At 43.4% G+C, this 24,510-nt stretch carries 22 protein-coding genes; 15 read left to right on the top strand and 7 right to left on the bottom strand.

What is annotated here, in order from left to right; all coding sequences use genetic code 11:
* Nucleotides 1-49: 49 nt before the first annotated feature.
* Nucleotides 50-913, top strand: a complete 864-nt coding sequence (locus tag C1X04_RS14440) for a PhzF family phenazine biosynthesis protein (protein WP_137170314.1) — start codon at nt 50-52, stop codon at nt 911-913.
* A gap of 54 nt (nt 914-967) precedes the next feature.
* Here C1X04_RS14440 and C1X04_RS14435 read toward each other — a convergent pair whose 3' ends face one another.
* A complete protein-coding gene (locus tag C1X04_RS14435) occupies nt 968-2,203 on the bottom strand; it encodes an aspartate aminotransferase family protein (protein WP_175404957.1) in 1,236 nt (411 codons plus the stop codon).
* Nucleotides 2,204-2,257: 54 nt separating this feature from the next.
* Entirely contained in the window at nt 2,258-7,075 is a 4,818-nt protein-coding gene (locus C1X04_RS14430; RefSeq protein ID WP_110577282.1) for an NAD-glutamate dehydrogenase, read from the bottom strand.
* Between the two features lie 295 nt (nt 7,076-7,370).
* On the opposite strand from C1X04_RS14430, the gene C1X04_RS14425 reads away from it, so the two are divergent.
* The 5 genes from C1X04_RS14425 to C1X04_RS14405 all read left to right on the top strand — a co-directional run bounded on the left by C1X04_RS14425 (nt 7,371) and on the right by C1X04_RS14405 (nt 11,683).
* Nucleotides 7,371-8,390, top strand: a complete 1,020-nt coding sequence (locus C1X04_RS14425; protein ID WP_110577283.1) for a GlxA family transcriptional regulator — start codon at nt 7,371-7,373, stop codon at nt 8,388-8,390.
* A gap of 153 nt (nt 8,391-8,543) precedes the next feature.
* Nucleotides 8,544-9,311 carry an ABC transporter ATP-binding protein gene (locus tag C1X04_RS14420; RefSeq protein WP_110577284.1) on the top strand — a complete coding sequence of 256 codons (768 nt, stop codon included), beginning with the start codon at nt 8,544-8,546 and terminating at the stop codon, nt 9,309-9,311.
* A 78-nt stretch (nt 9,312-9,389) separates the two neighbouring features.
* Nucleotides 9,390-10,148, top strand: coding sequence for a transporter substrate-binding domain-containing protein (locus C1X04_RS14415; protein WP_110577285.1), 759 nt, complete (start codon nt 9,390-9,392; stop codon nt 10,146-10,148).
* Between the two features lie 131 nt (nt 10,149-10,279).
* Nucleotides 10,280-10,969, top strand: coding sequence for an ABC transporter permease (locus tag C1X04_RS14410; protein WP_110577286.1), 690 nt, complete (start codon nt 10,280-10,282; stop codon nt 10,967-10,969).
* A gap of 3 nt (nt 10,970-10,972) precedes the next feature.
* Nucleotides 10,973-11,683, top strand: coding sequence for an ABC transporter permease (locus C1X04_RS14405; RefSeq protein WP_110577287.1), 711 nt, complete (start codon nt 10,973-10,975; stop codon nt 11,681-11,683).
* Between the two features lie 60 nt (nt 11,684-11,743).
* On the opposite strand, the gene C1X04_RS14400 is transcribed toward C1X04_RS14405, so the two are convergent.
* Complete coding sequence (locus tag C1X04_RS14400; RefSeq protein WP_110577288.1) at nt 11,744-12,082, bottom strand: P-II family nitrogen regulator; 339 nt, start codon at nt 12,080-12,082, stop codon at nt 11,744-11,746.
* A gap of 128 nt (nt 12,083-12,210) precedes the next feature.
* Here C1X04_RS14400 and C1X04_RS14395 point away from each other — a divergent pair, with 128 nt between their 5' ends.
* Nucleotides 12,211-12,579 (top strand): hypothetical protein, encoded by a 369-nt coding sequence (locus C1X04_RS14395; RefSeq protein WP_137170312.1) that lies wholly within the window; start codon nt 12,211-12,213, stop codon nt 12,577-12,579.
* A 42-nt stretch (nt 12,580-12,621) separates the two neighbouring features.
* Here the strand turns inward: C1X04_RS14395 and hemE are convergent, their stop codons facing one another.
* From hemE to C1X04_RS14380, 3 genes are all read right to left on the bottom strand, one after another.
* A complete protein-coding gene (gene hemE / locus C1X04_RS14390) occupies nt 12,622-13,722 on the bottom strand; it encodes a uroporphyrinogen decarboxylase (protein WP_110577290.1) in 1,101 nt (366 codons plus the stop codon).
* A 165-nt stretch (nt 13,723-13,887) separates the two neighbouring features.
* Entirely contained in the window at nt 13,888-14,670 is a 783-nt protein-coding gene (locus C1X04_RS14385; RefSeq protein WP_110577291.1) for a DUF2927 domain-containing protein, read from the bottom strand.
* The gene (locus tag C1X04_RS14380) at nt 14,657-15,193 is read right to left on the bottom strand and encodes an NUDIX hydrolase (RefSeq protein ID WP_110577292.1); all 537 of its coding nucleotides are present in this window, start codon (nt 15,191-15,193) and stop codon (nt 14,657-14,659) included. The genes C1X04_RS14385 and C1X04_RS14380 overlap by 14 nt, the downstream gene beginning before the upstream one ends.
* A 250-nt stretch (nt 15,194-15,443) precedes the next feature.
* On the opposite strand from C1X04_RS14380, the gene astE reads away from it, so the two are divergent.
* The 8 genes from astE (at nt 15,444) to traF (C1X04_RS14340) (ending at nt 23,910) form a co-directional block, all read left to right on the top strand.
* Complete coding sequence (gene astE, locus C1X04_RS14375; RefSeq protein WP_137170311.1) at nt 15,444-16,460, top strand: succinylglutamate desuccinylase; 1,017 nt, start codon at nt 15,444-15,446, stop codon at nt 16,458-16,460.
* A gap of 105 nt (nt 16,461-16,565) precedes the next feature.
* Nucleotides 16,566-17,672: a zinc ABC transporter substrate-binding protein gene (locus C1X04_RS14370; RefSeq protein WP_137170310.1), complete on the top strand. Its 1,107-nt coding sequence runs from the start codon at nt 16,566-16,568 to the stop codon at nt 17,670-17,672.
* A gap of 116 nt (nt 17,673-17,788) precedes the next feature.
* Entirely contained in the window at nt 17,789-18,775 is a 987-nt protein-coding gene (locus tag C1X04_RS14365; RefSeq protein WP_110577295.1) for an SIS domain-containing protein, read from the top strand.
* A gap of 66 nt (nt 18,776-18,841) precedes the next feature.
* Nucleotides 18,842-19,699 (top strand): 3-deoxy-8-phosphooctulonate synthase, encoded by an 858-nt coding sequence (kdsA, locus tag C1X04_RS14360; protein WP_110577296.1) that lies wholly within the window; start codon nt 18,842-18,844, stop codon nt 19,697-19,699.
* 2 nt (nt 19,700-19,701) lie between these two features.
* Nucleotides 19,702-20,283, top strand: a complete 582-nt coding sequence (locus C1X04_RS14355) for an HAD family hydrolase (RefSeq protein WP_110577297.1) — start codon at nt 19,702-19,704, stop codon at nt 20,281-20,283.
* Nucleotides 20,283-21,077 carry a 3-deoxy-manno-octulosonate cytidylyltransferase gene (gene kdsB / locus C1X04_RS14350; RefSeq protein WP_110577298.1) on the top strand — a complete coding sequence of 265 codons (795 nt, stop codon included), beginning with the start codon at nt 20,283-20,285 and terminating at the stop codon, nt 21,075-21,077. The genes C1X04_RS14355 and kdsB overlap by 1 nt, the downstream gene beginning before the upstream one ends.
* 203 nt (nt 21,078-21,280) lie before the next feature.
* Entirely contained in the window at nt 21,281-22,528 is a 1,248-nt protein-coding gene (gene traF / locus C1X04_RS14345; protein WP_110577299.1) for a conjugal transfer protein TraF, read from the top strand.
* A gap of 107 nt (nt 22,529-22,635) precedes the next feature.
* Complete coding sequence (gene traF, locus C1X04_RS14340; protein WP_175404956.1) at nt 22,636-23,910, top strand: conjugal transfer protein TraF; 1,275 nt, start codon at nt 22,636-22,638, stop codon at nt 23,908-23,910.
* 11 nt (nt 23,911-23,921) lie between these two features.
* Here traF (C1X04_RS14340) and C1X04_RS14335 read toward each other — a convergent pair whose 3' ends face one another.
* Nucleotides 23,922-24,506 (bottom strand): 5-formyltetrahydrofolate cyclo-ligase, encoded by a 585-nt coding sequence (locus C1X04_RS14335; protein ID WP_110577301.1) that lies wholly within the window; start codon nt 24,504-24,506, stop codon nt 23,922-23,924.
* Nucleotides 24,507-24,510: the final 4 nt, after the last annotated feature.

The raw sequence follows: 24,510 nt of genomic DNA, 5'->3' as shown, positions 1-24,510 counted from the left end.
TCATTATACTAAAGCACTTTATGGCAAACTTAAGGTACAGGGAAATAATATGGCGCAGGTTGAGGTGTATCTAATTCGAGCTTTTTCTATTGCGGGCCAAGGCGGAAATTTGGCGGGTGTGGTGTTAAATGCAGATTCCTTAACAGAGCCACAGAGACAATTCATAGCGCAGCAAGTGGGTGTGTCTGAAACAGCATTTGTTAGTAAAAGTGATAAGGCTGATTTTCAGGTATCTTTTTACACTCCTACCGTAGAAGTCGATTTTTGCGGTCATGCCACGTTAAGTACCTTTTGGTTGCTCCATCATTTTCAATCTATTGCTGCTGGAAAATATCGACAAGAAACGAAAGCGGGCGTCTTAGATGTCGATGTGGCGTTAAATGGTGATATTTTAATGAGTCAAAGCTTACCAACTTGGTTTGACGAGTTTAGTGCTCAAGAGATCGCGCCTTTGTTAGGTATTGCGCCGTCACTGATTTTGCAAACAGGTTTGCCTATTCAAGCTATTTCTACTGGCTTGATTGACCTGATGGTTCCTGTTCCTTATGGAGTGCTAGATTGTCTTGAAGTGGATCATGAGGCGATCACTCGGTTTTGCCAACAACACCAGTATGTCGGTTTTCATGTCTTTGAAATGAATCCACAGGAAAGTGCTTATACCGCCAGTTGCCGTAACTTTGCACCAGCGGTTGGTATACCCGAAGAATCCGCGACCGGCAGTTCGAGTGGCGCGTTAGCCTGTTATTTGAACCGGCGCTTTGGTTATCAGCAGGCGATTTTTGAGCAAGGGCGGGCGATGGAAATGTCATCGCGTCTAGTGACTCAATTAACCATAGATAAAGAGGAATTAACGCAGGTTCAAGTTGGAGGGGAAGGGGCGTTTTATAAAAAAGTAGTCATCGAGGAACTGTAACAAAAAAATCGGACCTAAGTCCGATTTTTATTGTTTTGCTTGTGACAAACCAGCTTAAGCTGCTTTGTTGTTCGCGACGACTTTTGCAATGGCTTTATCCAGTCGAGCAAGGCCTTCGGCAATGTCTTGTTCTGGAATGATCAAAGACGGAGCCAAACGCAATACGTTCGGACCGGCTACAAGTGCAAACAGACCTTCTTCGGCGCCCGCTTTAATAATCTCACCAGCTTTTCCAGTAAGGCTATCAACCATCTCCGCACCAATCAAAAGGCCCATACCACGAATCTCTTTAAAGACATGGTACTTTTCGTTTAATGCTTTAAGGCCTTCAACAAATAAGTCATGGCGTTTTGCTACGCCGCCAAGGACTTCTGGCGTATCAACAATATCAACAACAGCTTCAGCAATAGCGCACGCCATTGGGTTACCACCATAAGTACTACCATGAGTACCAAATGATAAGCTTTTGGCTGCTTTTTCTGTGGCTAACATAGCGCCGACAGGAAAGCCGTTACCAAGTGCTTTAGCGGTTGTTAATACGTCAGGTGTTACGCCTAGCTGTTCATACGCAAACAACGTACCTGTTCGGCCTACGCCGGATTGCACTTCGTCATACACCAACAGTGCATTGTATTGATCACACAGTTCACGAACTTGCTTGGCAAATTCAACGTCGGCAGGAATGATTCCACCTTCGCCTTGGATTGGTTCCATAACAACGGCACACGTTTTATCGCTAATGATGGCTTTAAGCTGTTCTATGTCGTTGTAGTCACAATGCTTGATGCCACCTGGCGTTGGCTCAAAACCTTCTTTGTATTTTGCTTGTCCGCCTACAGAAACGGTAAACAAAGTACGACCGTGGAAAGATTTGTAAAAGGCGATAATTTCGTGCTTTTCTGGGCCAAAATTATCAAACGCATAACGACGAGCAAGTTTGAATGCTGCTTCATTGGCTTCTGCGCCACTGTTAGCAAAGAAAACTCGATCGGCAAAGGTCTTTTCTGTCAACTTTTTCGCCAATCGTAGCGCTGGTTCATTGGTCATAACGTTAGATAGGTGCCAAAGTTGCCCAGCTTGTTCACGCATGACGTTGACTAGAGTTGGATTGGAATGACCCAATGCAGTAACAGCAATGCCGCCTGCAAAGTCGATGTATTCTTTGCCCTCTTGATCCCATACGCGAGAGCCTTCACCACGCACTGGAATAATCGCAGAAGGTGCATAGTTAGGAACCATTACTTCGTCAAAGGTTGCTCTCGTTACTTGTTGTGTCACTTTTCTATCCATCCTCAAAAAAGACCTCTTAAAAATAGGCGGCCGAAAGGACGGCCGCCTGTTGGTTTATATCAGATTTCTTAGCTCGCGAATAGCGACAGTTACCATGGCAAGTGTTAATTCACTTTCCGCTTTTATTTCGCTAAAAGCGGCACGGTAATGTTTGATGCTGTCACTATTTGACTCGCGCCAATGGGTCAAACGTAGCTCCAGTTTCTTGATATCGGCACTGGATTGAATGACTTCTTGGGTAAGCGTTCTTAAGCTATTGTCGACCTCGTCGCCTAAACCTGATTTTGCTCGACGTTGCCACATGTCATCAGCAGACAGTTCGCTGACTTTATGACGCAACCAATGCAGTTCTAGATCCATTTCAAGAGCAAAGTAGGTTTGAGCGACATCCAGCACTTCGGTCTCGGTATTTGCCGCGACGCGAATAATGTCTAACCCGTAGAATAGATAATGCAAAGACGACAAGCGTTCTGCTATTTCTACGGGGATATTTTGCTCAACAAGGTTGGCGGCAATATCGGCCAAATGCGCTTGGCTGGATTCTGTCAGAATTGCCTGCATATTGGCGCGAATGACTTCAACACCCGGCTTGTAAGTGTCTTTCAAGCGCTGGATCGATAAACTTTCGCGAGTGTTGCGTAGTAGCCAAAGTGTCGCGCGCTCTAGAAGCCCTTGAATACGAATCAGTAAGCGGTTTAAAACCGAGTTCGCAACGGTAAAGTCCAGTTCATTGATTGCATCCCAAAGTGCTGGAATGCCAAAAATGTCTTCCGCTGCCATGTAAGCACGTACAACGTTCAAAGAAGTCGCACCAGTCTCTTCTTGCATGTAGGTGGTAAACGTTGGCCCCATGCGGTTGCCTAAGTTGTTGGTCACATGCCCAGCAATGATTTCTTGAATCAGCGGATGTGATGACATTTGTCCACCGAAGTGCTTAGTCAACTGCGTAGGGAAGTATTCGTTGATTTGAGTAGTCAAATCAACATCTTCACCAATACCGTCTTCTACTAGCTGTTCAGATAATTTGATTTTTGAATAAGCCAGCAAAACAGAGATTTCTGGACGTGTTAAGCCTTGGCCTTTGTTTAAACGCTTTTTGATTTGCGTGTCACTAGGCAAGTACTCGATTTCACGATTTAATCGACCTTCTCTTACAAGAGATTGAATTAAACGCCAATGATCGGTTAAACGCTCTGGTGCCTGTGCGTTTGCCAAAGACAAGACGTGGCTTTGGCCACGGTTGTGGCGTAACACCAATTTACCCACTTCATCCGTCATTTCGGCCAATAAGCTGTTACGTTGCTTCTCGGTCAAATCGCCATTTTCAACAACACGGTTTAGTAGGATCTTGATGTTTACTTCGTGATCCGAGCTGTCTACGCCCGCAGAGTTATCGATCGCATCGGTGCTGATTAAGCCACCTTTTTGAGCGAATTCAATACGGCCTAGCTGTGTTAAACCTAGGTTTCCGCCTTCACCGACAATTTTACAACGTAGTTCTTTACCGTTTACACGCAATCCGTTGTTTGCGCTGTCACCAGCATCGGCGTGGGATTCGCCTTCGGATTTCACATAAGTACCGATACCACCATTCCATAGTAGATCCACAGGCGCTTTTAGAATCGCGTTGATTAGATCTGTTGGTGCCATCGATTTGATATTGCCTTCGATGCCTAGTGCTTTACGAATATCCGCATTGATCGGAATAGATTTCGCGGAGCGGTTGAAGATACCACCGCCTTTTGAAATAAGTTCTTTGTTGTAATCTTCCCAAGAAGAACGCGGCAGTTTGAACATGCGCTCACGCTCTGCAAAAGACGTTGCAGCATCTGGCGTTGGGTCGATGAAGATATGCATATGGTTAAATGCAGCGATTAGACACGTGTGTTTTGATAACAGCATGCCGTTACCAAATACGTCACCCGCCATGTCGCCTACACCAACAGCGGTGAAATCTGTTGTTTGGCAGTCAATGCCAATTTCTTTGAATTGACGTTTAACGGATTCCCAAGCACCACGTGCCGTGATGCCCATTTTCTTGTGGTCGTAACCGTTAGAGCCACCAGAAGCAAAGGCATCGCCCAGCCAGAAACCGTATTTCGCAGAAATACTGTTTGCCAAGTCAGAGAATGTTGCTGTGCCTTTATCTGCTGCAACTACCAAGTACGGGTCGTCTTCGTCGTAACGAAGTACAGAAAGAGGTGGGACTACTTGGTTCTGTACTAGGTTGTCAGTGATGTCTAACAAACCACTAATGAAGGTGGTGTAGCAATGGATAACTTCTGCTTGCACTTCCTCGCGAGATGCGTTCTTTTTAAGCTGTTTGGCAACGAAACCACCTTTGGCACCAGATGGTACGATAACGGCGTTTTTCACCATTTGTGCTTTTACGAGACCTAGTACTTCAGTACGGAAATCTTCCATACGATCAGACCATCGTAAGCCACCACGAGCAACCTTACCGCCGCGCATGTGGATACCTTCTACCCAAGGCGCATAAACGAATATTTCGAATTTCGGTCTTGGAAGTGGTACCGCTGGAATTTGTGAAGGATCCAGTTTGAAAGAAACGTAGTCTTTTACTTCGCCTTCACTACCCGCTTGGTAGAAGTTAGTACGCAACATTGCCTGAATAACAGACAAGTAATGTTTCAGAATACGGTCTTCGTCCAAATTGGCAACTTGATCCAACTCTAGGTCAATTTTTTCAAGTAGCTTTTGAACCTTGTCGTCACGCTTGGTTTCTTGGCTAGGGTCGAAGCGTTGTTCGAACAGTTGAACCAAAAGGCGAGCGATGCCCGCGTTTTTCTCTAGCGTTTGCTGCATGTACTGCAAAGAGAAAGGCACTTGTAGTTGCATTAAGTACTTTGTCAAAGCACGTAACATGGTGACTTGACGCCATGTTAGGGAAGCGCTTAGTACCAAGGCGTTGAAGCGGTCGTTTTCAACTCGACGGTTGATCACTTGATTGAAGGCATCTTGGAACGCTTCACGCTGAGTGTTCTTTTCAAGGTTCACATCAGCGTCTACGCTGATAGCAAATTCGACCACCCAAGTATTCGCTGACCCATCGCCATTTTGATCTAGTTCATATGGACGTGCTTCTAACACACGTAATCCCATGCACTCCAAAATAGGTAATACGTCGGACAAAATAAGTGTTGTGCCAGTGCCGTATACTTTGAAAAAGTAGTTGTTTTTCGCTTGACCAACTTGGCGGTAGATGTGCGTTGAAATATCACCTTCACCGGATAATTGCGCCAAACGCTCAATGTCTAGAACGGCCGCATTTGGAGAGAAATCTTCACGGTAAGCAGCAGGTAAATACGGCACATACTCATTGAAAAGAATGTTGCCGCTTTCTTCACCATGGCTTTTATGGAGCGCGGTTAGTAGCTTGTCTTCCCATGAGCTCATTGCATCTTGCATCTTACGCTGAATGTCTTCTGCGTCGATGGTTGGGCTTTGTTTTGGATCGGCTATCTGAATAGTGAAGTTAACGCGCGCTAAGACCAATTGCGAGAATTGCACGTTGAATTCAGAGCTGGTTCCGTTACAGGCGCTCATCAAGATGTCTTGCATTTTGATACGCAGTTCTGTGTTGTAACGATCTCGTGGCACATACACTAAGGCGTTTAGGAAGCGACCGTAAATGTCTTTGCGTAGGAAGACTCGTAATTGACGTCGTTCCTGTATCGCCAAAATGCTTTCGATCGTACCAAATAGCTCTTCCACTGGCGCTTGCAGCATTTCGTCACGAGGGTAGCTGTTTAGAATGTGCTTAAGGTTTTTACCTTTGTGGCTGTTCGGGTCCACATTGGCTTTTTCAACGATGACATTGAGTTTCTTGCGCAACAATGGAATATCTTGCAGACGAGCAATATAAGCGGCAGAAGAGTAAAGCCCGAAGAAGCGCCATTCGCCGACCACATTGCCTTTTTTGTCGAAACGTTTAATGCCAAGGTAATCCAAATGAACAGGGCGGTGAATAGTAGAAACCGCAGTTGATTTGGTAAGTACTAATATGTTGCTGGTATCAACGGCAAGCTTGGCTAAGTGATCTTGCAAGATAATGTCGCGTTTCACTTTTTTGTCATTAATGTCGCGGAATGTACCAAGGCCAGAACCATCAACTAGCTTAAGGTGAGTTTCTTCGCCTTCAACAGATAAGTCATAAGCGCGGAAACCGATAAAGGTAAAGTGATCATTTGCTACCCAGCGTAAGAAATCAAGAACCTCTAAGTGTTCTTCATTGTCTTTCAGGTGTGGCAGTTGCTCAGATTCTTTAATAACGTCATTTAGCTTGGCTTTCATTGTTGGCCAATCAGAGACGGTTTTTTTCACATCGACTAAACTGCTCAGCAGTTCTTCTTTTATTTCGTCAAGCAAGTTGATGTCTGAAAGACGATCTATCTCGAAGCGCATCATGGCTTCATGAGATTTAGATGAAAGGTTGATGCTTTGTAGCTCGCCTTTTTTGTTGCGCTCTACAGGCACAACAGGGTGTGCTGTTAGGTGAATAGTGTGGCCAAGACGAACCAATGCCATATTGAAAGACGATACAAGGAAAGGCATGTCATCCGTTAGAATTTCGATAACGGTATGGGTGGATTGCCAGCTGTGCTCCTCGTAGTTCGGATTGTAGACACGAACTTTAGGTTGGTTGCTTGGACGTTGTTGGATGAAATCCCATAAGCAAAGTACTGTGCCATATAGGTTTTCGATTGATTCATTAACCAAGTCTTCAGTTAGAGAGTCCTGAAAGTAAAGACGGGTAAGTTGAACCAAGTTGTTTGCTTCTGCGGCGCTAAAGTTCTCGTTTATTTCGACTTCAACGCGTTCGATCAATTCGTTTTTTTTGTAATCAGTCATTAGAACTCATCCCTCATGAGTGGTGTTCTTAATAAAACTAGTTGTAAATGCAATTTTTCGAAAGTATGGGGTTAGGACTCTGTATTAGATTATTATGAAAATTCGCCTCCTTTGATAGCGGGTAACTTTTCAAATTGCGACACTTTGTTGTGTAGTCTGGTTAATTGGGCTAGAAAAGTCTTGCCCAACACGAAAAAAACCTTTGTTATCCATTTTAAACGAAATAAACTCCTTATTTGTCTATAGTTCGCAGGATAATATTTTGTACAAGACTGAATTCGCATCAAGAGAAATCATGCAGGCGAGCAAAAAGCCATTAAAATACGGTTTTTTGCTCTTGCCACATTATTCTATGTTGGGTTTTTCATCTGCTATTGAAACATTGCATATGGCGAACTGGGTGGCAGGAAAAGAGCTCTATTCTTTTTGTACGATTAGCCATGAAGATAAGAATATCCCTTCAAATACAGGCGTCTCAACGGTTTCAGACTACCTTACCAGTGATGCACCAGGGGATTTGGACGCTGTTTTCGTATGTGGCTCATCACCAGGTATAAAAAACGAAAGTCCGACTTTAGAAAATTGGATAAAAAAACAAGCGAAAAAAGGCATAGGTTTAGGTGGTGTCTGCACTGGAAGTTATTTGCTGGCAAAAGCAGGCTTACTGGACGGATATCGGGCGACGATTCATTGGCGCAGTTTGGCAAATTTACGTGATGAATTTGTACAGACGATTGTGTCAAATCATCTTTTTGAAGTGGATCGAGACCGTTATACTTGTAGTGGTGGCACAGCGGCAATGGATATGATGTTGTTTTTGATAGGCAAACAACATGGCATGTCGTTGGCAAGTGGAATTTCTGAGCAGTTTGTTTGTGAGCGTATTCGTACACACGAAGACCCGCAGCGCATTCCTCTTCAGGCGCGTATAGGTACTGGCCAACCTAAGTTAGTTGAAGCGGTTCAATTAATGGAAGCCAATATTCAAGAACCCTTGTCATCGGATGATATTGCCTATCATGTGGGGGTTTCTCGGAGACATTTGGAGCGGCTATTTAAAAGTAATTTGGATATTGTGCCATCTCGTTACTATCTAGAATTGCGTCTTCAACATGCAAAACAGCTCATTACTCAAACGGATAAGACGATTACGGAAATAGGTACGGAGTGCGGATTTGGTTCAGCGCCCCATTTTAGTACAACCTATAAGGGCTTCTTTGGGATTACACCAAGAGAAGAACGTAATAAAATCCACAATAAGAGTACAGTGCCTGTCCTAATGGACAAGAAAAAGAGGCGGCTATGGAAAAAGTAACTTAAAATACAGGGTGAATTGCTCTTGGCGTGATTCTTGTATTCTAGGTGAGAGAGATTGGGAGGGATTCTGATAGATTTGGTGCAGTTGAATGACTACACATATACTAGATAAAAAGTAATAAGTTCAAATAAAATAAAGAAGGTAGAAAACATGTCGAAAGTCCCGGCGTTAGAGCTCATTGATATTCACAAAACGTTTGGTGATGTCGAGGTGTTAAAGGGTATTTCTTTAAAAGCCTACGATGGCGATGTCATTTCTATTTTGGGATCAAGTGGTTCAGGTAAAAGTACATTTTTACGCTGTGTGAATTTACTTGAAAACCCAACCCGCGGTGAAATTCTTTTTAACGGCAATAAGCTTGATTTGATTCAAGGTGAATCCGATTTAGTGGCGAGTAATATGAAGCAGCTTACTCAAATGCGTCAGCAAATTGGGTTTGTTTTTCAAAGCTTTAACTTATGGCCTCATATGACCATTCTTCAGAACGTGATGGAAGGCCCTCTGCATGTTCTAAAGCGTCCTAAGCATGAAGTAGCAGAGTACGCTGAGCATTTATTGCGTAAGGTTGGTATCGCCGAGAAAAAGAATATGTATCCCAACCAGCTTTCGGGTGGGCAACAACAGCGTGTTGCAATCGCCAGAACATTGGCAATGGACCCGCAGGTCATATTGTTCGATGAACCGACCTCAGCGTTAGATCCTGAATTAGTGGGGGAAGTGCTTGGCGTGATGCGCAATTTGGCGGAAGAAGGCCGAACCATGCTGATTGTGACTCATGAAATGAATTTTGCTCGTGACGTTTCGAGTGAAGTTGTTTTCTTGCATCAGGGTGTGGTGGAAGAAAAGGGCACTCCAGATCAAGTATTTGGGGCGCCAAAATCAGAACGCTGTAAGGCATTCTTATCCAGTGTGTTTTAAGTTAACAGCACATTTAAGTGAACGAAAATATAACATCAAAAATGATTATATAAGCAAATATACTAAGGGGATATTGCAATGAAATTTAAAAAAATAGCATTGGGTTCGGCGTTACTGTTAGGTGCAGCCTTATCATCCGTTTCTGCACAAGCAGCTGACAAAGTTCGCTTTGTGACAGAAGGGGCTTGGGCACCTTTTAACTTCATTGATTCTGAGGGTAAGCCTCAGGGTTTTGACGTGGATATTGCTCGTGCTTTGTGTGCAAAAATGGCAGCGGATTGCGAAATCCTAACGCAAGATTGGGACGGTCTTATTCCAGGCCTAAAAGTACGTAAGTTCGATGCTATCATCGCGTCCATGTCAATCACTGAAGATCGATTGAAAGTCGTTGATTTCACAAACAAATATTACTCTGGTGGTTTGCGCTTCATGGGTCGTGTTGGCGAAACATTTGACTTAGCTGACCTATCTGGCAAAACGATCGGTGCTCAGCGTGCGACTTTAGGTGCGCAATATTTAGAGGATAACTTTGCAGGTAAAGCTGACCTTAAATTCTACGATAACCAAGATAATGTATATTTGGACTTGGTTTCTGGTCGTCTAGACATCGTATTGTCTGATGAATTGCCTACTTACAACTGGTTGAAAACCTCTGAAAGTGGTTCTAAATTTGAGTTTAAAGGCGATGCGTTCATGAAGACGGACAACATTGCAATTGCCGTTCGTAAGAGCGACAAGGAACTGAAAGAGAAGCTGAACAAAGCGCTTGATGCGATTCTTGCTGATGGCACTTATCAGAAAATTAACGCTAAGTACTTCCCTTTCTCTATCTACTAAGTGGGTATTTCAAAGGGCTTTCATTTTAGTTTGTGATGGCCCTTTGATGTGTTCGAGAGTTGATATTTCTTAGAGTTTCTTGGTGCTCTTGCTCCAAGAAACTTACTTTAAGCTTACTCTGAGAAAAAACTATGATTGATCTTCATGGGTTCGGTGATCAGCTGTTACAAGGTGCTGTTGTTACCTTAGAGCTAGCCTTGTGTTCGTTGTTCGTCGGTCTTATTTTAGGATTGCTAGGCGCGTCGGCAAAATTGTCTTCAGTACGTGTTCTTCGGTGGATAGCCAATGGCTATACAACCATTATTCGCGGCATTCCTGAACTCCTAACGGTTCTTATTATTTATTTTGGTGCGACCAGTGTTTTGATGGCCATAGCTGGGCTATTTGGTTATGACGAGTACATTGAAGTTGGGGCCTTTGCTGCAGGTGTCACTGCGTTGGGACTAACGTTTGGAGCCTATGCCACTGAGGTATTTCGTGGTGCGTTACAATCCATTCCAAAGGGGCAGCATGAAGCCGCCACAGCATTAGGAATGGGGCCTATTAGAAAGCTTTACCGTATTATTTTGCCGCAGGTATGGCGAATTGCTTTACCTGGGCTTGGAAACTTGTTTTTGGTTCTGCTAAAAGACACGGCGTTGGTTTCCGTCGTTGGGTTGGACGATATTATGCGCAAAGCGAATATCGCAGTGAGCAGTACTAAAGAAGCATTTTTGTTTTATTTGGTGGCAGCATTTATGTATTTGGCTTTAACCATTATCTCTATGGTGTTCGTTTCTTTTATGGAAAAGCGTGCCAATCGCGGATTAACAAGGGGATAAGGTATGGACTTTTCTGTTGTCGTTGAATATTTTCCGCGTTTGTTAGAAGGGGCTTGGGTTAGCCTTCAGTTAGTATTGATTTCTATCATATTGGGTGGGATTTTTGCTTTACCTATTGCGCTGGCGAGGATTTCTCCGGTCGGATGGATTCGAGCTATCCCTTTTGCGTATATCTTTTTCTTTCGTGGCACGCCGCTGCTGGTGCAAATATTTTTGGTGTACTACGGAGCGTCACAATTTGATGCAGTACGGGAAAGCATCTTATGGCCAATACTGAAGGAACCATTTTGGTGTGCCATTATTGCCTTTACGTTGAACACCTCTGCTTACACGGCTGAAATCTTCCGTGGTGCTATTCAGGCGATTCCGCATGGTGAAGTTGAGGCATGTAAAGTCATTGGTATGACGAAGACTCAGATGTATCGACGTGTTTTACTGCCTCGCGCTTTTGGTATCGTATTGCCCGCTTACGGTAATGAGATTATCTTGATGTTAAAAGGCAGTGCTTTGGCGAGTACCATTACGATTTTGGATCTTACTGGTATGGCGCGAACCATCATTGCTAGAACTTATACGCCGATGGAGATTTTTATCGCGGCAGGCGCAATTTATTTGGTAATCAGCATTGTGATCATTGCGATTTTTCGACAGATTGAATTGCGTCAAAATCGCTATTTAGGAACCTTATCTATTAAGGTGCCAGACAAAGGCTGATGGATTATCACTCATAAAAAAAGAGGCTAAGGCCTCTTTTTTTATGAGTGTGCATGATGACTAGATTGCTTCAGCGCCTGTTTCACCAGTACGAATACGGATGATTTGCTCAAGAGCCGTTACAAAAATTTTGCCATCGCCAATTTTTCCTGTGTTGGCGCTGTGCTGAATCGCTTCAATAGCACGCTCTACTTGGTCCGTTTCTACTGCAAGTTCTAATTTAACTTTCGGTAGAAAATCGACGACATATTCTGCGCCGCGATAAAGCTCAGTATGGCCTCGTTGGCGACCAAACCCCTTCACTTCTGTGACGGTGATGCCGTTAATCCCAATTTCAGAAAGCGCTTCGCGCACTTCGTCTAGTTTGAAAGGCTTAACAATGGCCGTGATTAATTTCATTTCTTTTCTCCATACGAATAAAGCGTTAATTAGTCTAAAAATACCACTCTATTGTAAAAGTCGCCACAGGCTCGATGAATATGATCTACATTTAGTGAACCTATGTTCCTTAATAAAAGGTGCTGAAAATGGAAACGATAGCATCAAGCGATCATTTTATGTCTGCTTCAAAGTCGTTCTTTGCCGATGTTGCTGCTTTGCTCTTTCGAAAAGAGGGGGTGCGGCTCGCGAATGTGTCGGCACCGCAAAGTGTGGCTTGCTACCAGACGAAAGGCTTGAAAAAAAAGTATTGGTTGCGATTGGTATTAATTCCACTGGCAAATGGTCGCTTACTAGGCCGACTGTCTTGGTTGGATGTACGAGGGGTTGATCATGTTTGTTGTTACGTAAATGAGAGGTTTGATTGCGTAACAAGAGAATCAAATGATGTTTGGGTTAAGCAAGCGAAAAGTGCGGAAAAGGTATGTTTACAGAGTTTTGATAATTTAAACGAATGAACGGTGAGCCTTATTGTAAGACTCACAGTAATGACATCAATCTTAAAGACCGTTTAATGAATCCAAGTCGTCGAATATAGGTTCGTGGTACTTTCTACCTAGCTCATGTACAGCATCGATCAAATACTTTGGATGTTCTGGGTTTACGAATTGGTGAATGCCATGGCCAAGGTTGAACACATGTCCGCTGCCGTGACCGAAGCCAGACAAGACGTTTTCGACTTCGCGCTCAATAACCTCTTTATCAGCATAAAGAACACAAGGATCAATATTACCTTGTAGGGCAACACTGTGGCCAACGCGAGCGCGGGCTTCTGCAATGTCTGTTGTCCAATCCAAACCTAGCGCATCGGCGCCAGTTGCAGCAATGTTTTCTAGCCATTGGCCGCCATTCTTAGTGAATAGAATAACGGGGATTTTCCTGCCTTCATGTTCTCGAATTAAGCCATCAAGAATCTCTTTCATGTAGAGTAATGAAAACTGTTGGTACATAGGCCCACTTAATACACCGCCCCATGTATCGAAAATCTGCAAAGCTTGAGCACCCGCTAAGACTTGACCGTTAAGGTAAGCGGTAACCGATTTTGCTATTTTGCTCAGTAGGGCGTGTAAGACTTCTGGTGAACGGTACATCATGGCTTTGATATGACGGAAATCTTTGCTAGAGCCTCCTTCTACCATGTAGGTTGCCAGTGTCCAAGGGCTGCCAGAAAAACCAATTAATGGAACGTCACCATTTAAGGCATGACGAATCGTTGTCACGGCTTTCATGACGTAATCTAGATCATTAGCAGTGGTCACAGGAATTGCGTCAACATCTGCCTGGCTGCGGATAGTGTGCTTGAACTTTGGGCCTTCGCCAGTTTCAAAATACAGACCCAAGCCCATTGCATCAGGGATGGTAAGAATATCCGAGAATAAAATAGCCGCGTCTAAATCGTATCGTTTTAATGGTTGAAGCGTCACTTCGCACGCGAATGCGTCGTTTTTGCAAAGGCTTAAGAAGTCTCCAGCTGTTGCACGACTCGCTCGGTATTCTGGTAAGTAACGTCCTGCCTGTCTCATCATCCATACAGGTGTTGTATCGACAGGTTGTTTGAGTAATGCGCGCAAAAAGCGGTCATTTTTTAGCTCAGGAAACATTAGGACTCTCCAGTATGAATTTTCAGTTGGCGCATTTTACCTAAGTTGAACAGGAAAAGCAGAGTGAATAAGCACAATTTATGAGAAGGCGGCTGAAAAGGCCAATAATATTGATCTATGGCAGGGTTTGTTTTTGTCCATGAGATTGGCAAATTATAAGACACGTTAATCACCTAAATAGGTTTTTAGGCTGTGCTTCTGAACTCGCTGAGCTGCATTTTCTATGTCTTTGTTGGCGTGTAGCTCTGCTAATACTTTAGGGAATGCCGCTCTTGTTTGTGTCACATCCATTCCCGGTTGAAGGTGAGGGGAGTAGAGTGCTTTAAGCAGTAAATAGTCTAACGGACTGAGATAAGAGTCGATGCTGACATCATTGAAAATAGAGGGGAAAACCTCATTTGAATCATTAGGAAGCCCCAGCAGTTGGGTGATTTCTTCGACAATACAATCTAAAAAGCGCGCTTTTGCACGAGCATAATCAACTGGAATAATGATACTTCCTTTGGTTATCTCGTAGTTTCTATTATGGCGAAAATTACCTAAACAAATTGCCTCATTCAGAGCTGTACGGATTTTCTCGGGGTCGCCTATGTATTGCCTTACCTTATTTTCCAAATTATCGTATTTGGTGAAGATAACAAACATATTGGCTTGTTTAGGGTCATTAGTGAAGTCAATGGGCAACCCTGTTATATGGGTAAGATGCTGAGCATGAACGCTGAGCAGTTCTTTTTGTAGGCTGGCATCACCTGTGTCACTTTCAAAAAAGAGCTTTACGGGTGTCGTCCAGCGGATGAGCATAGGGTATTTGGTTTCTTTGTATTCTCGCTCTAAGGCGATTTTTACAAAGCTTTCTTGTATGTAAGCGTCGTTTTGCCAACGTTCTTCGCCCAGAGCGAACGAAGAAGCAAATATAGTAAGGAAGCAAAGGATGCTAGAGCGGATCATCAGACTTAGGCTGGGTTAATTTGTTCGCATAGTGTTCTAGCGCGCTAAGGGAGTCAGGGGTAAAGGGCAATTTATCGGTATTGCTGAGAATACTATCAATGCTCATTTCATGTACTGAAGCGACTTCTTTAGGCTGCAAAATAAGCTCGCCATGAATCGTTGCGTCATAGTGGCAAGTATAGATTTTCCCCCATATTTTGAAGCCTTCACCTTCTGTGAAAAAGACTCCTTGGCTTTCAAGTGGGGCATCGAAGCCTAGCTCTTCTTGCAGTTCTCTGTGCGCAGAATCAATATACGATTCCCCTTTCTCGACAACGCCACCTGTGGTTACACCGAAGAACCCCGGACAAAACGCCTTATTATCCGTTCTTTTTTGAACGAGCAAATTACCTGCTTGGTTAAATACCAAGATATAAGTAACACGATGGTAGTCTCTGCCAAAGTTCATTAGGTGTCTTGGTACATCACCAATGACCTTGTTACTTCTGTCGACTAAGGTAATGACTTCGTCATTTACAGGCATAAAATACTCTATTTATAAGTGAATCTAGTAGAAAGCGAAAGGGTATCGGCATTTGTCTTGAAAGAAAAGCCTTCTTACATCTTAAGAAAGTAAACCATTCAATGTCGAGTGAGTATAAAAAAAGCGACTTGTTTTTATATATTTCACGCGACGTAAAAAATTACGGGTGATCATGCGTGGAAAAACGGTATGATCAAAGCGTATTTTAGGCTTGTTTTGTAAAAAAAATGATAGGGAAAGTTGGTAAAAAATGTCCATTTTGAATAATGACTTTTTAGCTTTAACGCTCGACAACCAAGAAGCTTTAGCACCGTTTGAGTTCGCTTTTCCAAGTGGTACTGGGTTTGTTGAAGATACCGGTATTTTACGTCTTGAGCCTAAGCAATCAAGTCGCATTAGTCTGGTGTTATCCGTTGGTGTTCATGGTAATGAGACTGGCCCTATTGAGCTGGTTAACCAGTTGGTGGCCGCTATTTTAGATGGCCGAATATTATTGAACATCAGGTTGTTGGTATTAATTGGTAACCCGGTAGCGGCCAACTTGGCAAAGCGCTTTTGTGATGTAAATCTTAATCGTCTTTTTAATGGTGCATGGAAGAAGTTCGAAGGCTTTGAGGCACTGCGAGCTCAGCGTTTAGAGCAGGCAGTTAGCGATTTTTATGCTGAGTCTAGTTATAAAGCAGAGTCTGTGAAGCTGCATTATGATCTGCATACTGCGATTCGTGGCTCAATGCATGAAAAGTTTGTTGTTTATCCTTATGTTGAAAACTCGGTATATAACAAAGAGCAGCTCGCTTTCTTGGCGGCCTGCGGTATTAACGCGGTGCTGCTGTCACATCAACCGACGACAACCTTTTCCTACTATAGTTATCTAGTTCATAGGGCTCATGCTTTTACCGTAGAGCTTGGAACGGTGTATCGATTTGGTGAAAATGATTTATCGCGCTTCGCGGATCTTAAGGCCAGCTTAATATTATTATTAGAAAAGGGCGCTTTTGCGGAGTCTTCCTTGGCTTATTTGCAGGTGTTCCGTGTGGTGGATAGTTTGGTGAAAGACGATGACAGCTATGAACTGTCCATCGACAATGAGGTTAAGAACTTTACTCAGTTCGAACAAGGTTATCCTTTAGCTCATTCGAAGAAAAGTGATTACTACATAAAGCAAACAGGTGATGCGATTGTGTTTCCTAATACGAATTTGCCTGTTGGGCAGCGCGCTGGTTTGATGGTGCGACCAATTGCGTTGGATGATTTGCAGCTTACTTAAGCTAAGTTCACGACTTGTAAAAAGAGATTTAAGCCAAACCGCTTGAATCTCTTTTTTTTATATCGTATTGTTACGTTATAACGTTAACTAATTGGTAGTAAATTAATGAATAAACTTCTTCTTGCCTTAGGTGTGTCTGCGCTATCTCCCTTAGCATTAGCTAAACCTGTTATTACCACCAGTATTAAGCCTGTTTCTATGGTAGTAGCGGCAATCGCTGGTGATAAAGCGGATATTCAGCAGATCGTATCTAGTACGGCATCGCCGCATGACTTTGCCATGCGTCCTTCGGATCTTAAGAAAATACTGGAAGCCGATACTGTCGTTTGGGTTGGCGAATCGCTAGAGCGTTTTTTAGAAAAGCCATTAGAAAATGCTGGTAAAGAGGAGTCATCAATAGAGTGGTTGGCTTTACAAGGAATGGCTCTGCATAATTTTGCTGATGATCATGGCGGTCATGAAGATCATGATGACCATCACGAAAATGATGGGCATGATGACCACCACGAGCATGAAGGCCACGGCCACGATGATCATGATGACCACCACGAGCATGAAGGCCACGGCCATGATGATCATGATGACCACCACGAGCATGAAGGCCACGGCCATGATTATCACGATGACCACCACGAGCATGAAGGTCACGGCCATGATGATCACCACGAGCATGAGGGCCACGAAGGGCATCACCATGATGGTGTTGATCCACATGTTTGGTTGTCGCCAGATAATGTACGCGTGTTGGCAAAAGCAGTGACCGCTCGTCTAGTTTCTTTAGACGCGGCGAATGCTGAGTATTACAAAGGCAATTTGGCGTCCTTTGAAAAAGGCCTTAGTGCGAAAGACGCAGAAATACGCAAAGCGCTGAATAAAGTGAATACAGTCCCTTACATTGTGTTCCATGATGGCTATAGCTATTTTGAGCAACATTACGGCTTGAGTCATGCCGGTGAAATTACCGTCAGTCCAGAACGTAAGCCAGGCGCGAAAAAAGTTGCTGAAATTCGTCGTGAAATTGAAGAGCATAATATTCAGTGTGTCTTCAGTGAGCCACAGTTTAGCCCAGCTATTGTTAAAACATTGCTGGAGGGCTCAGACGTGAAAACGGCTCCTTTAGATCCATTGGGGGAAAATGTGAAAATGGGCCAAAATGCTTATTTCTCATTTCTGGATAGTTTAAGTGGTCAATTTCTTAACTGCTTAGGGTAATTCCTCTCTGTTTATCAAAGAGTAAGTGTTGAATGCTTGCTCTTTGATAGTCCTCCCGCTTCCTCCTCTGTATAATGATCTCACTTTACGATTATTACATTTAGCAGCGAGGCTTTATGAGCGATCTATTTAATTTGAGTGGCGATTCGAGTACCCATTCCGATACCCTTATTGAAAGTGCTCGACGTACTTTATCGATACAAGCTCAAGCCTTAGCCAATCTCGCCAATCAGGTGAGCGAAGAATTTCCCAAAGCCGTTCGAATGATTCTTGCCAGCAAAGGGCGTACGATTATTTGTGGTATGGGCAAGTCTGGTTTAATAGGTAAAAAAATTGCTGCTACTTTGGCATCAACAGGTACGCCGAGCTTCTTCCTTCATCCGGGCGAAGCGTTCCATGGCGATTTAGGTATGATCCAGCCTGAAGATGTTTTGGTCTTGATTAGTTTTTCTGGTGAAACAGAAGAGCTGATGCGCTTACTGCCTTCTTTAAAAAGCTTTGGTAACCCAAGTATTGCGATGGTTGGGAATACTCATTCTACTCTAGCGAAACATTGTGATTGTGTGCTTGATCTTTCCATCGACAAAGAAACTTGCCCAAACAATTTAGCGCCTACAACATCGACAACTATGACAACGGCCATGGGTGATGCGTTGGCAGTCGCTTTAATGGAATGTCGTAATTTTCAGCCGCAAGATTTTGCTCGCTTTCATCCTGGTGGCAGCTTAGGTCGTAAATTGTTAACTCGTGTTAAAGACCTAATGCACAAAGATAACCTTCCTGTTTGTTCGCCTGAGACGACATTAAAAGACGCTATAACGGTGATGACTTATGGCAGAATGGGCGTTGTATTGATTCAACAAGAAGGTAAGTTGTTGGGCATTTTTACCGATGGTGACTTACGCCGCGCTATGCTGAAAGAAAGCGAAGGTATGATACATAAGCCCATGGCCAGTTTGATGACACCGAATCCAAAAACCATTAATGAGAATGTCATGATAGTACAAGCAGAAGAGCAAATGCTACGAGATAAAATCACCTTATTAGTGGTGACCAATGACGACAATGCTTTGGTTGGCGTATTAGAAATTTACGATAGATAAGCAATATTGACTAAGCACTTTGCCATTTTGCAATAGGCTTAACCCGAATTTAGATTGGAGCGAGAGATGTCTCAGGAAAGTAAGATTATTAAAATTGGCAATAAGATTGAAGTAGCTAACCACCTTCCTTTTGTTTTATTCAGTGGTGTGAACGTATTGGAGTCTCGCGACTTGGCGATGCGTGTTGCTGAAGAGCATGTAAAAGTAACGGAAGCGCTGGGTATCCCTTATGTGTTTAAAGGCTCTTTTGATAAAGCAAACCGCTCATCTATTAACTCTTTCCGTGGCCCGGGCATGGAAGAAGGGCTGAAAATTCTGCAAGAAATAAAAGACACTTTTGGCGTGCCTGTCATTACTGATGTCCATGAAGGTTATCAATGTGCGCCAGTTGCTGAAGTGGCTGATGTCATTCAATTGCCAGCGTTCCTTTCTCGTCAAACAGACTTAGTTGTGGCAATGGCGAAAACAGGTGCTGTGATTAATATCAAGAAAGCACAGTTTCTAGCACCCCACGAAATGAAGCATATCCTGACAAAATGCCAAGAAGCTGGAAATGATCAACTTATGCTTTGTGAGCGTGGCACCATGATGGGCTACAACAATTTGGTTGTTGATATGCTTGGCTTTGGTGAAATGAAAAAGTTTGGTTTCCCTGTTATGTTTGACGTAACCCATTCTTTACAGCGTCCAGGTGGTCGCGAAGATTCTGCCGATGGCCGCCGTGCACAGGTAACAGAATTGGCTCGTGCCGGTATGTCACTTGGTTTGTCTAGCTTGTTTTTAGAAACTCACCCTGACCCAGATAATGCTAAATGTGATGGTCCATGTGCTTTGCCTTTAGGTAAGCTTGCGCCATTCCTAAAGCAGATGAAGCAGCTTGATGAGTTGGTGAAAACGTTTGAAGAATTAGATACGAGCGCATAAAAATGGACGCGGCTTTTCTTTCTTCTTATCCAGCGTTAGATAGTGACCAAACTTTGTTGGCCAAGCTGCAAGCTCTGAAATTAGTCGTGTTTGACGTGGATGGCGTACTAACTGATGGCCGTTTACTTTATACAGAGCAAGGCGAAACCATAAAACGCTTCAATGTAAAAGATGGTGTGGCCATGAAGCTGTTGCCAAAGTGGGGCGTTCAAGTTGCGGTTATTACAGCAAAAGATTCTGCGCCATTAAGGCAAAGGATGAAAGACCTAAAAGTTGAACATTTTTATCCTGGTTGTCATAACAAAGCCGAAGCCTTTGCAGAGTTGATTGAGCGTTTGGATATTACGCCAGAAGAGGCCGCTTACGTTGGGGATGATGTAATCGATCTTCAAGTTATGCCCAAAGTTGGGGTGCCTTTGTGCCCAGCAGATGCTCATGAGTTACTGCAACGTCATTGTCCCATTATACTTAGTAAAGCTGCCGGTGACGGTGTGGCTAGAGAAGTCGCGGATATGGTGCTGGCATCTCGTATGTCACTGGAACAAGCTTATGAATTGGCTCAAAAGCCGGAGTTTGAAAAATAATGACTACTCAAATCTTACCTGATTTTCACATCGTCATTCCCGCTCGCTATGCTTCTCAACGTTTTCCACAGAAGCTAATGGCCGATTTGGGTGGTAAGCCAGTATTACGCTGGGTTTATGAGCTGGCTTTGAAAGCTGGCGCAAAGTCTGTGACGATTGCCACAGACCATAAAATTATTGAAGAAGCTGCGATTGCTTTTGGTGCGCCTGTCGTTATGACGCGTGATGACCATGAAAATGGCACTGAGCGTCTTGCAGAAGTGGCGGCCAAAATGGCTTGGCTAGGTGATGAGATTGTCGTCAATGTGCAAGGTGATGAGCCTTTTTTACCTGTTAGCTTGATCCATTCCAGTGTGATCGCATTAAACCAAGACAAAGAAGCTGAAATGGCTACGGTGGCTTGTGCTATTGATAAAGCAGAAGATTTCTTTAACCCAAATGTGGTGAAAGTAGTTTGCGATGAAAAGCAGCGTGCGCTCTACTTTAGTCGCTCACCCATGCCGTGGGATAGAGATGGTTTTGCCAGTAATTTAGAACGAACAGGATCGTTGCCTGCTGATTTTCCAGCGCTTCGTCATATCGGTTTGTATGTGTATCGTGCGAGTTTATTGGCAAGATACGCGGATTTACCTATGTCGCCTTTAGAGCGTTGGGAAAAACTGGAACAGCTACGCTTCTTGCATCAAGGTATTAAGGTGCAAGTGGCTATGGCAGATGGTTTACCGACTCATGGGGTCGATACGCCAGAAGATTTAGAGAAGCTTCGACATCAGCTATCTTTAAATTGTATGTAGCTTTTTAGTTCAAAGAAAAGGTCGAATAGGCCAGAAAGCGGCAAATCAATACAAGGTTTGCCGTTTTTTTTTATTTCATGTGTTTTACCGTGTTTTTTTGCCTTATTTAGGGTAGGAAAAATGTAAGAAATGCGTATACAATTAGCTTAAAGGTAATTATTTATTGCTATTTACTTACGTTTTCTTTCGCAAAGGGATAAACCATGAAAAAACTCATACTTGTATCAAGCAGCTTATTAAGCACCGCAGTATTCGCTGCGATGCCTGTTAATCAGCCGGTGGGCTCTAGTTTTACCTTGAGTAATGCTCCGAACCAACGTGCATTGGCTACTGCTCTTGCGAACCCCGCTGCACCATTTCTAATGGTTAACCAAGAAGACGAAGACAATTTCCGCTTTGGTATTGTTGGTCCTCTTAGTGTGGGGATCGAAATGGGTGATGTGAGTGACCTAGGCGATCAAATTGAAGAGATAGAAGATCTTGTTGATAATGCTAATGCTGGTAATGCAGTAGCTAATCGAAATCGTGCAAATGATATCTTGGACGAAATTGGTAATACCGCGTATGTAAAAACATCCCTAGGTTTGCAAGTCCCTTTTATGCCGGTTATTTACAGAACCGACAACAATGCTGCGTTCATTTTGGATGCAAGTGTGTCTGCAGTTGCTAAAGGCAGTTTATTGGCCGATGATGTAAATGTAAATGGCACCAATGACGGGCTAGTTACTGATACTTCATTCTATGCGCAAACTGCCGTTGACCTTCAGATTGGGCTTGGCTACAGCCAGTCTATGTGGGAAAACTCCCATGGTATGTTAGTGGGTGGTGTTAAGGCTAATCTTCATAATCTTTCTATGGGTCGTGCCTTGGTGAAATTGGATGATGAAGACGTTGAAGCAGGCGATGCAATTTCGGATTCTATTTCAGATGATGCGGTTAGCAGCACTGGTGTTGGTATCGATCTAGGTGCGGTTTGGGTGTCTAATTACTACCAAGTTGGTGTGACTGTTGCGAATATTAATGAGCCTGAATTTGATGGTGCTCCTATTACAACGAATGCTGCTTCAGATAAGTACGGTATTACCGCGTCAGATAAATACGTGATGGAAATGCAAACCACAATCGATGCGGCTGTTTCTACTAAAGGTAAGCAAGTTACTTTAGGTATGTCTTACGACACTAATGCTGTAAAAGACGCTGTGGGTGATGAATATCAATGGGCTGCCGCTTCTTTGTCCTACTATGGTGACTCACACTTCCTTCCAGGTCTTCGCGTTGGCTACCGTCAGAATATGGCCGGTACAGAGCTAAGCTACGCGACTTTTGGCCTAACCTTCCTTAAGCGTCTAAATATTGATCTTGCGGTTGGTTTGGACACAGTTAAAGATGAAGACGGTGATGAAATGCCTCGTAGTGCTTTCTTCTCTATCGGTTATGATACTGCGTTCTAAAACTGTAAAGATTTAACAAATAAAGCCGATAACCTTTGTAAGGTTATCGGCTTTTTTGTTTGAAGTGCAGATAGATACAATATTTTCCCTAAATGGATAATGGATTGATGCGGTATTTAGTTTTATTTTTGATTGTTATTAGCGCGAATGTCGCGGCATCCGTGCCTGTTTATGTGCCGATTGGTTCCAATACTTCTCTAGGGGGTTACGCAAATAGACAATCATTAGAGACATCTTTATCAAACCCGGCAGCCTCCTATTTGATGACACCAATTAATGACTTTCGCGTCGGCTTTTTGGGACCTTTAGATTTTGGGTTAGAGATTGGCGATATAAAAGGGATAGAGGACAAGGTTGGCGATCTAGGCGATAAACTGGAAGCAGACTACAGTAGCGAGGCTGAAATTAATGCTGCTCTAGCTGAAGTAAACGCCTCTCTTGCGTCGTTAGAAGGGGATGCTTACGTAAAGGTCTATGGTTCCTTACAAGCCCCATTTGCTCCAATTATTTACAAGACTCATAATCGAGGCGCTTTCTCTATTGATGCGAGTGCTTCTTTCGTCGCTCGCTTAGGGTTATTAGCGGACGATATTTCAGTTGTTAATACTGGCAGTGATTTTAACTTTGAATCTAACTCTTCTGTCATTATAAAGCGGGCAACTGACTATCGTTTTGGCGTTGGTTACAGTCAATTGGTGGGCAGGCCAGTCAGCGGTGCGCTCATTGTGGGGGGAAAAGTAAATCTTCATCGAATGGCACTGGGTCAAAAAATATCAGTGCTATCTGATGGTGACAGTGATGACAGCTTGTCGATGAGCTACATATTTGACCGTGATTATGTTGATTCTGGGATAGGAATTGATCTTGGTGCGATCTGGGCTGCGCCGAATTATCAATTAGGTGCGACGGTAGCTAACATTAATGAGCCTGAGTTTAAGTTTAAAAAACTGGGTAATTGTACAGGGTTGTCGGGCTCTGAATTGAACGCTTGTAATGTCGCTATTGACCTAGCAGATAAAGATAAGCTGACATTAAATGAAACATATAAAAAGAAGGCGCAGTTGACCGTTGATGCAGCGATCATGAGCGTAAATCAAAATTGGTCCTTAGCAGGGTCATTTGATGTGAATTCAATTGCGGGGCCTTTGGGTGATAAGTATCAATGGAGTACCTTCTCAATCTCCCATTTTAGCGATAATGTCTTCTTTCCTGGTATTCGTATTGGTTACAGAAAGAACCATGTTGGTAGTCAATTAAGCTATCTAACAGGTGGTCTGACCTTAAGTAGACGCTTCAACTTAGATTTAGCTTATGGCTTGGAAAGTGTCGATAGCACACCAAGAAGTATTAGCTTTTCACTCGGGTATGCGTTCGCATTTTAGGTTTTTCTTACTTATACATTGATAATACGGCTTGGTGTTATTATCGCCTGCAAAGGCACATCCCAACCTTCAACAGGCAGGTTTTTTACTTCTTGGCAGTCATGGGCCAAGCCAATTAACAGTGGTTTTTCGTTGGCTTTTTTGTCGGCAAATGTTCTGTCGTAGAAGCCACCTCCCATACCAAGACGTCCACCCTGTGAATCAAACCCCACCAAGGGCAGCAAAACCACATCCAGTTCATCGCCAGACAGATATTCGGTAGTGACGGGCTCTTTTATGCCAAACACATTTTCTTGCCAAACAGTGTTAGGAGTATAGCGTGCAAAGGTTAGTTGTTTCCCTTGAATAACAGGAAGATAAGTCTGGATTCCTTGCTGCCAATAGTAGTCGCATAAAAGGTGTGGGGAAATTTCGCCATCATTTGTAAGGTACAAGGCGATGCGCTTAGCGTTCTCTACTTCTGGGAGATTAAGATGATTCTTAAGACAAAAAACGAGTTGAGTTGCAGCTGCTAGCTGTTCCTCTGCCGATAGGCTTCTTCTAGTTTGGCGTAATTGTCGACGTAGTGTTTGTCTAGGGTCTAGATGAGAGGTCATAAAA

This window comes from Marinomonas sp. FW-1, assembly GCF_005222245.1.
In the GTDB taxonomy this organism is placed as follows: Bacteria; Pseudomonadota; Gammaproteobacteria; order Pseudomonadales; family Marinomonadaceae; genus Marinomonas; species Marinomonas alcarazii.
This window is presented reverse-complemented; position numbering and strand designations above follow the sequence as displayed.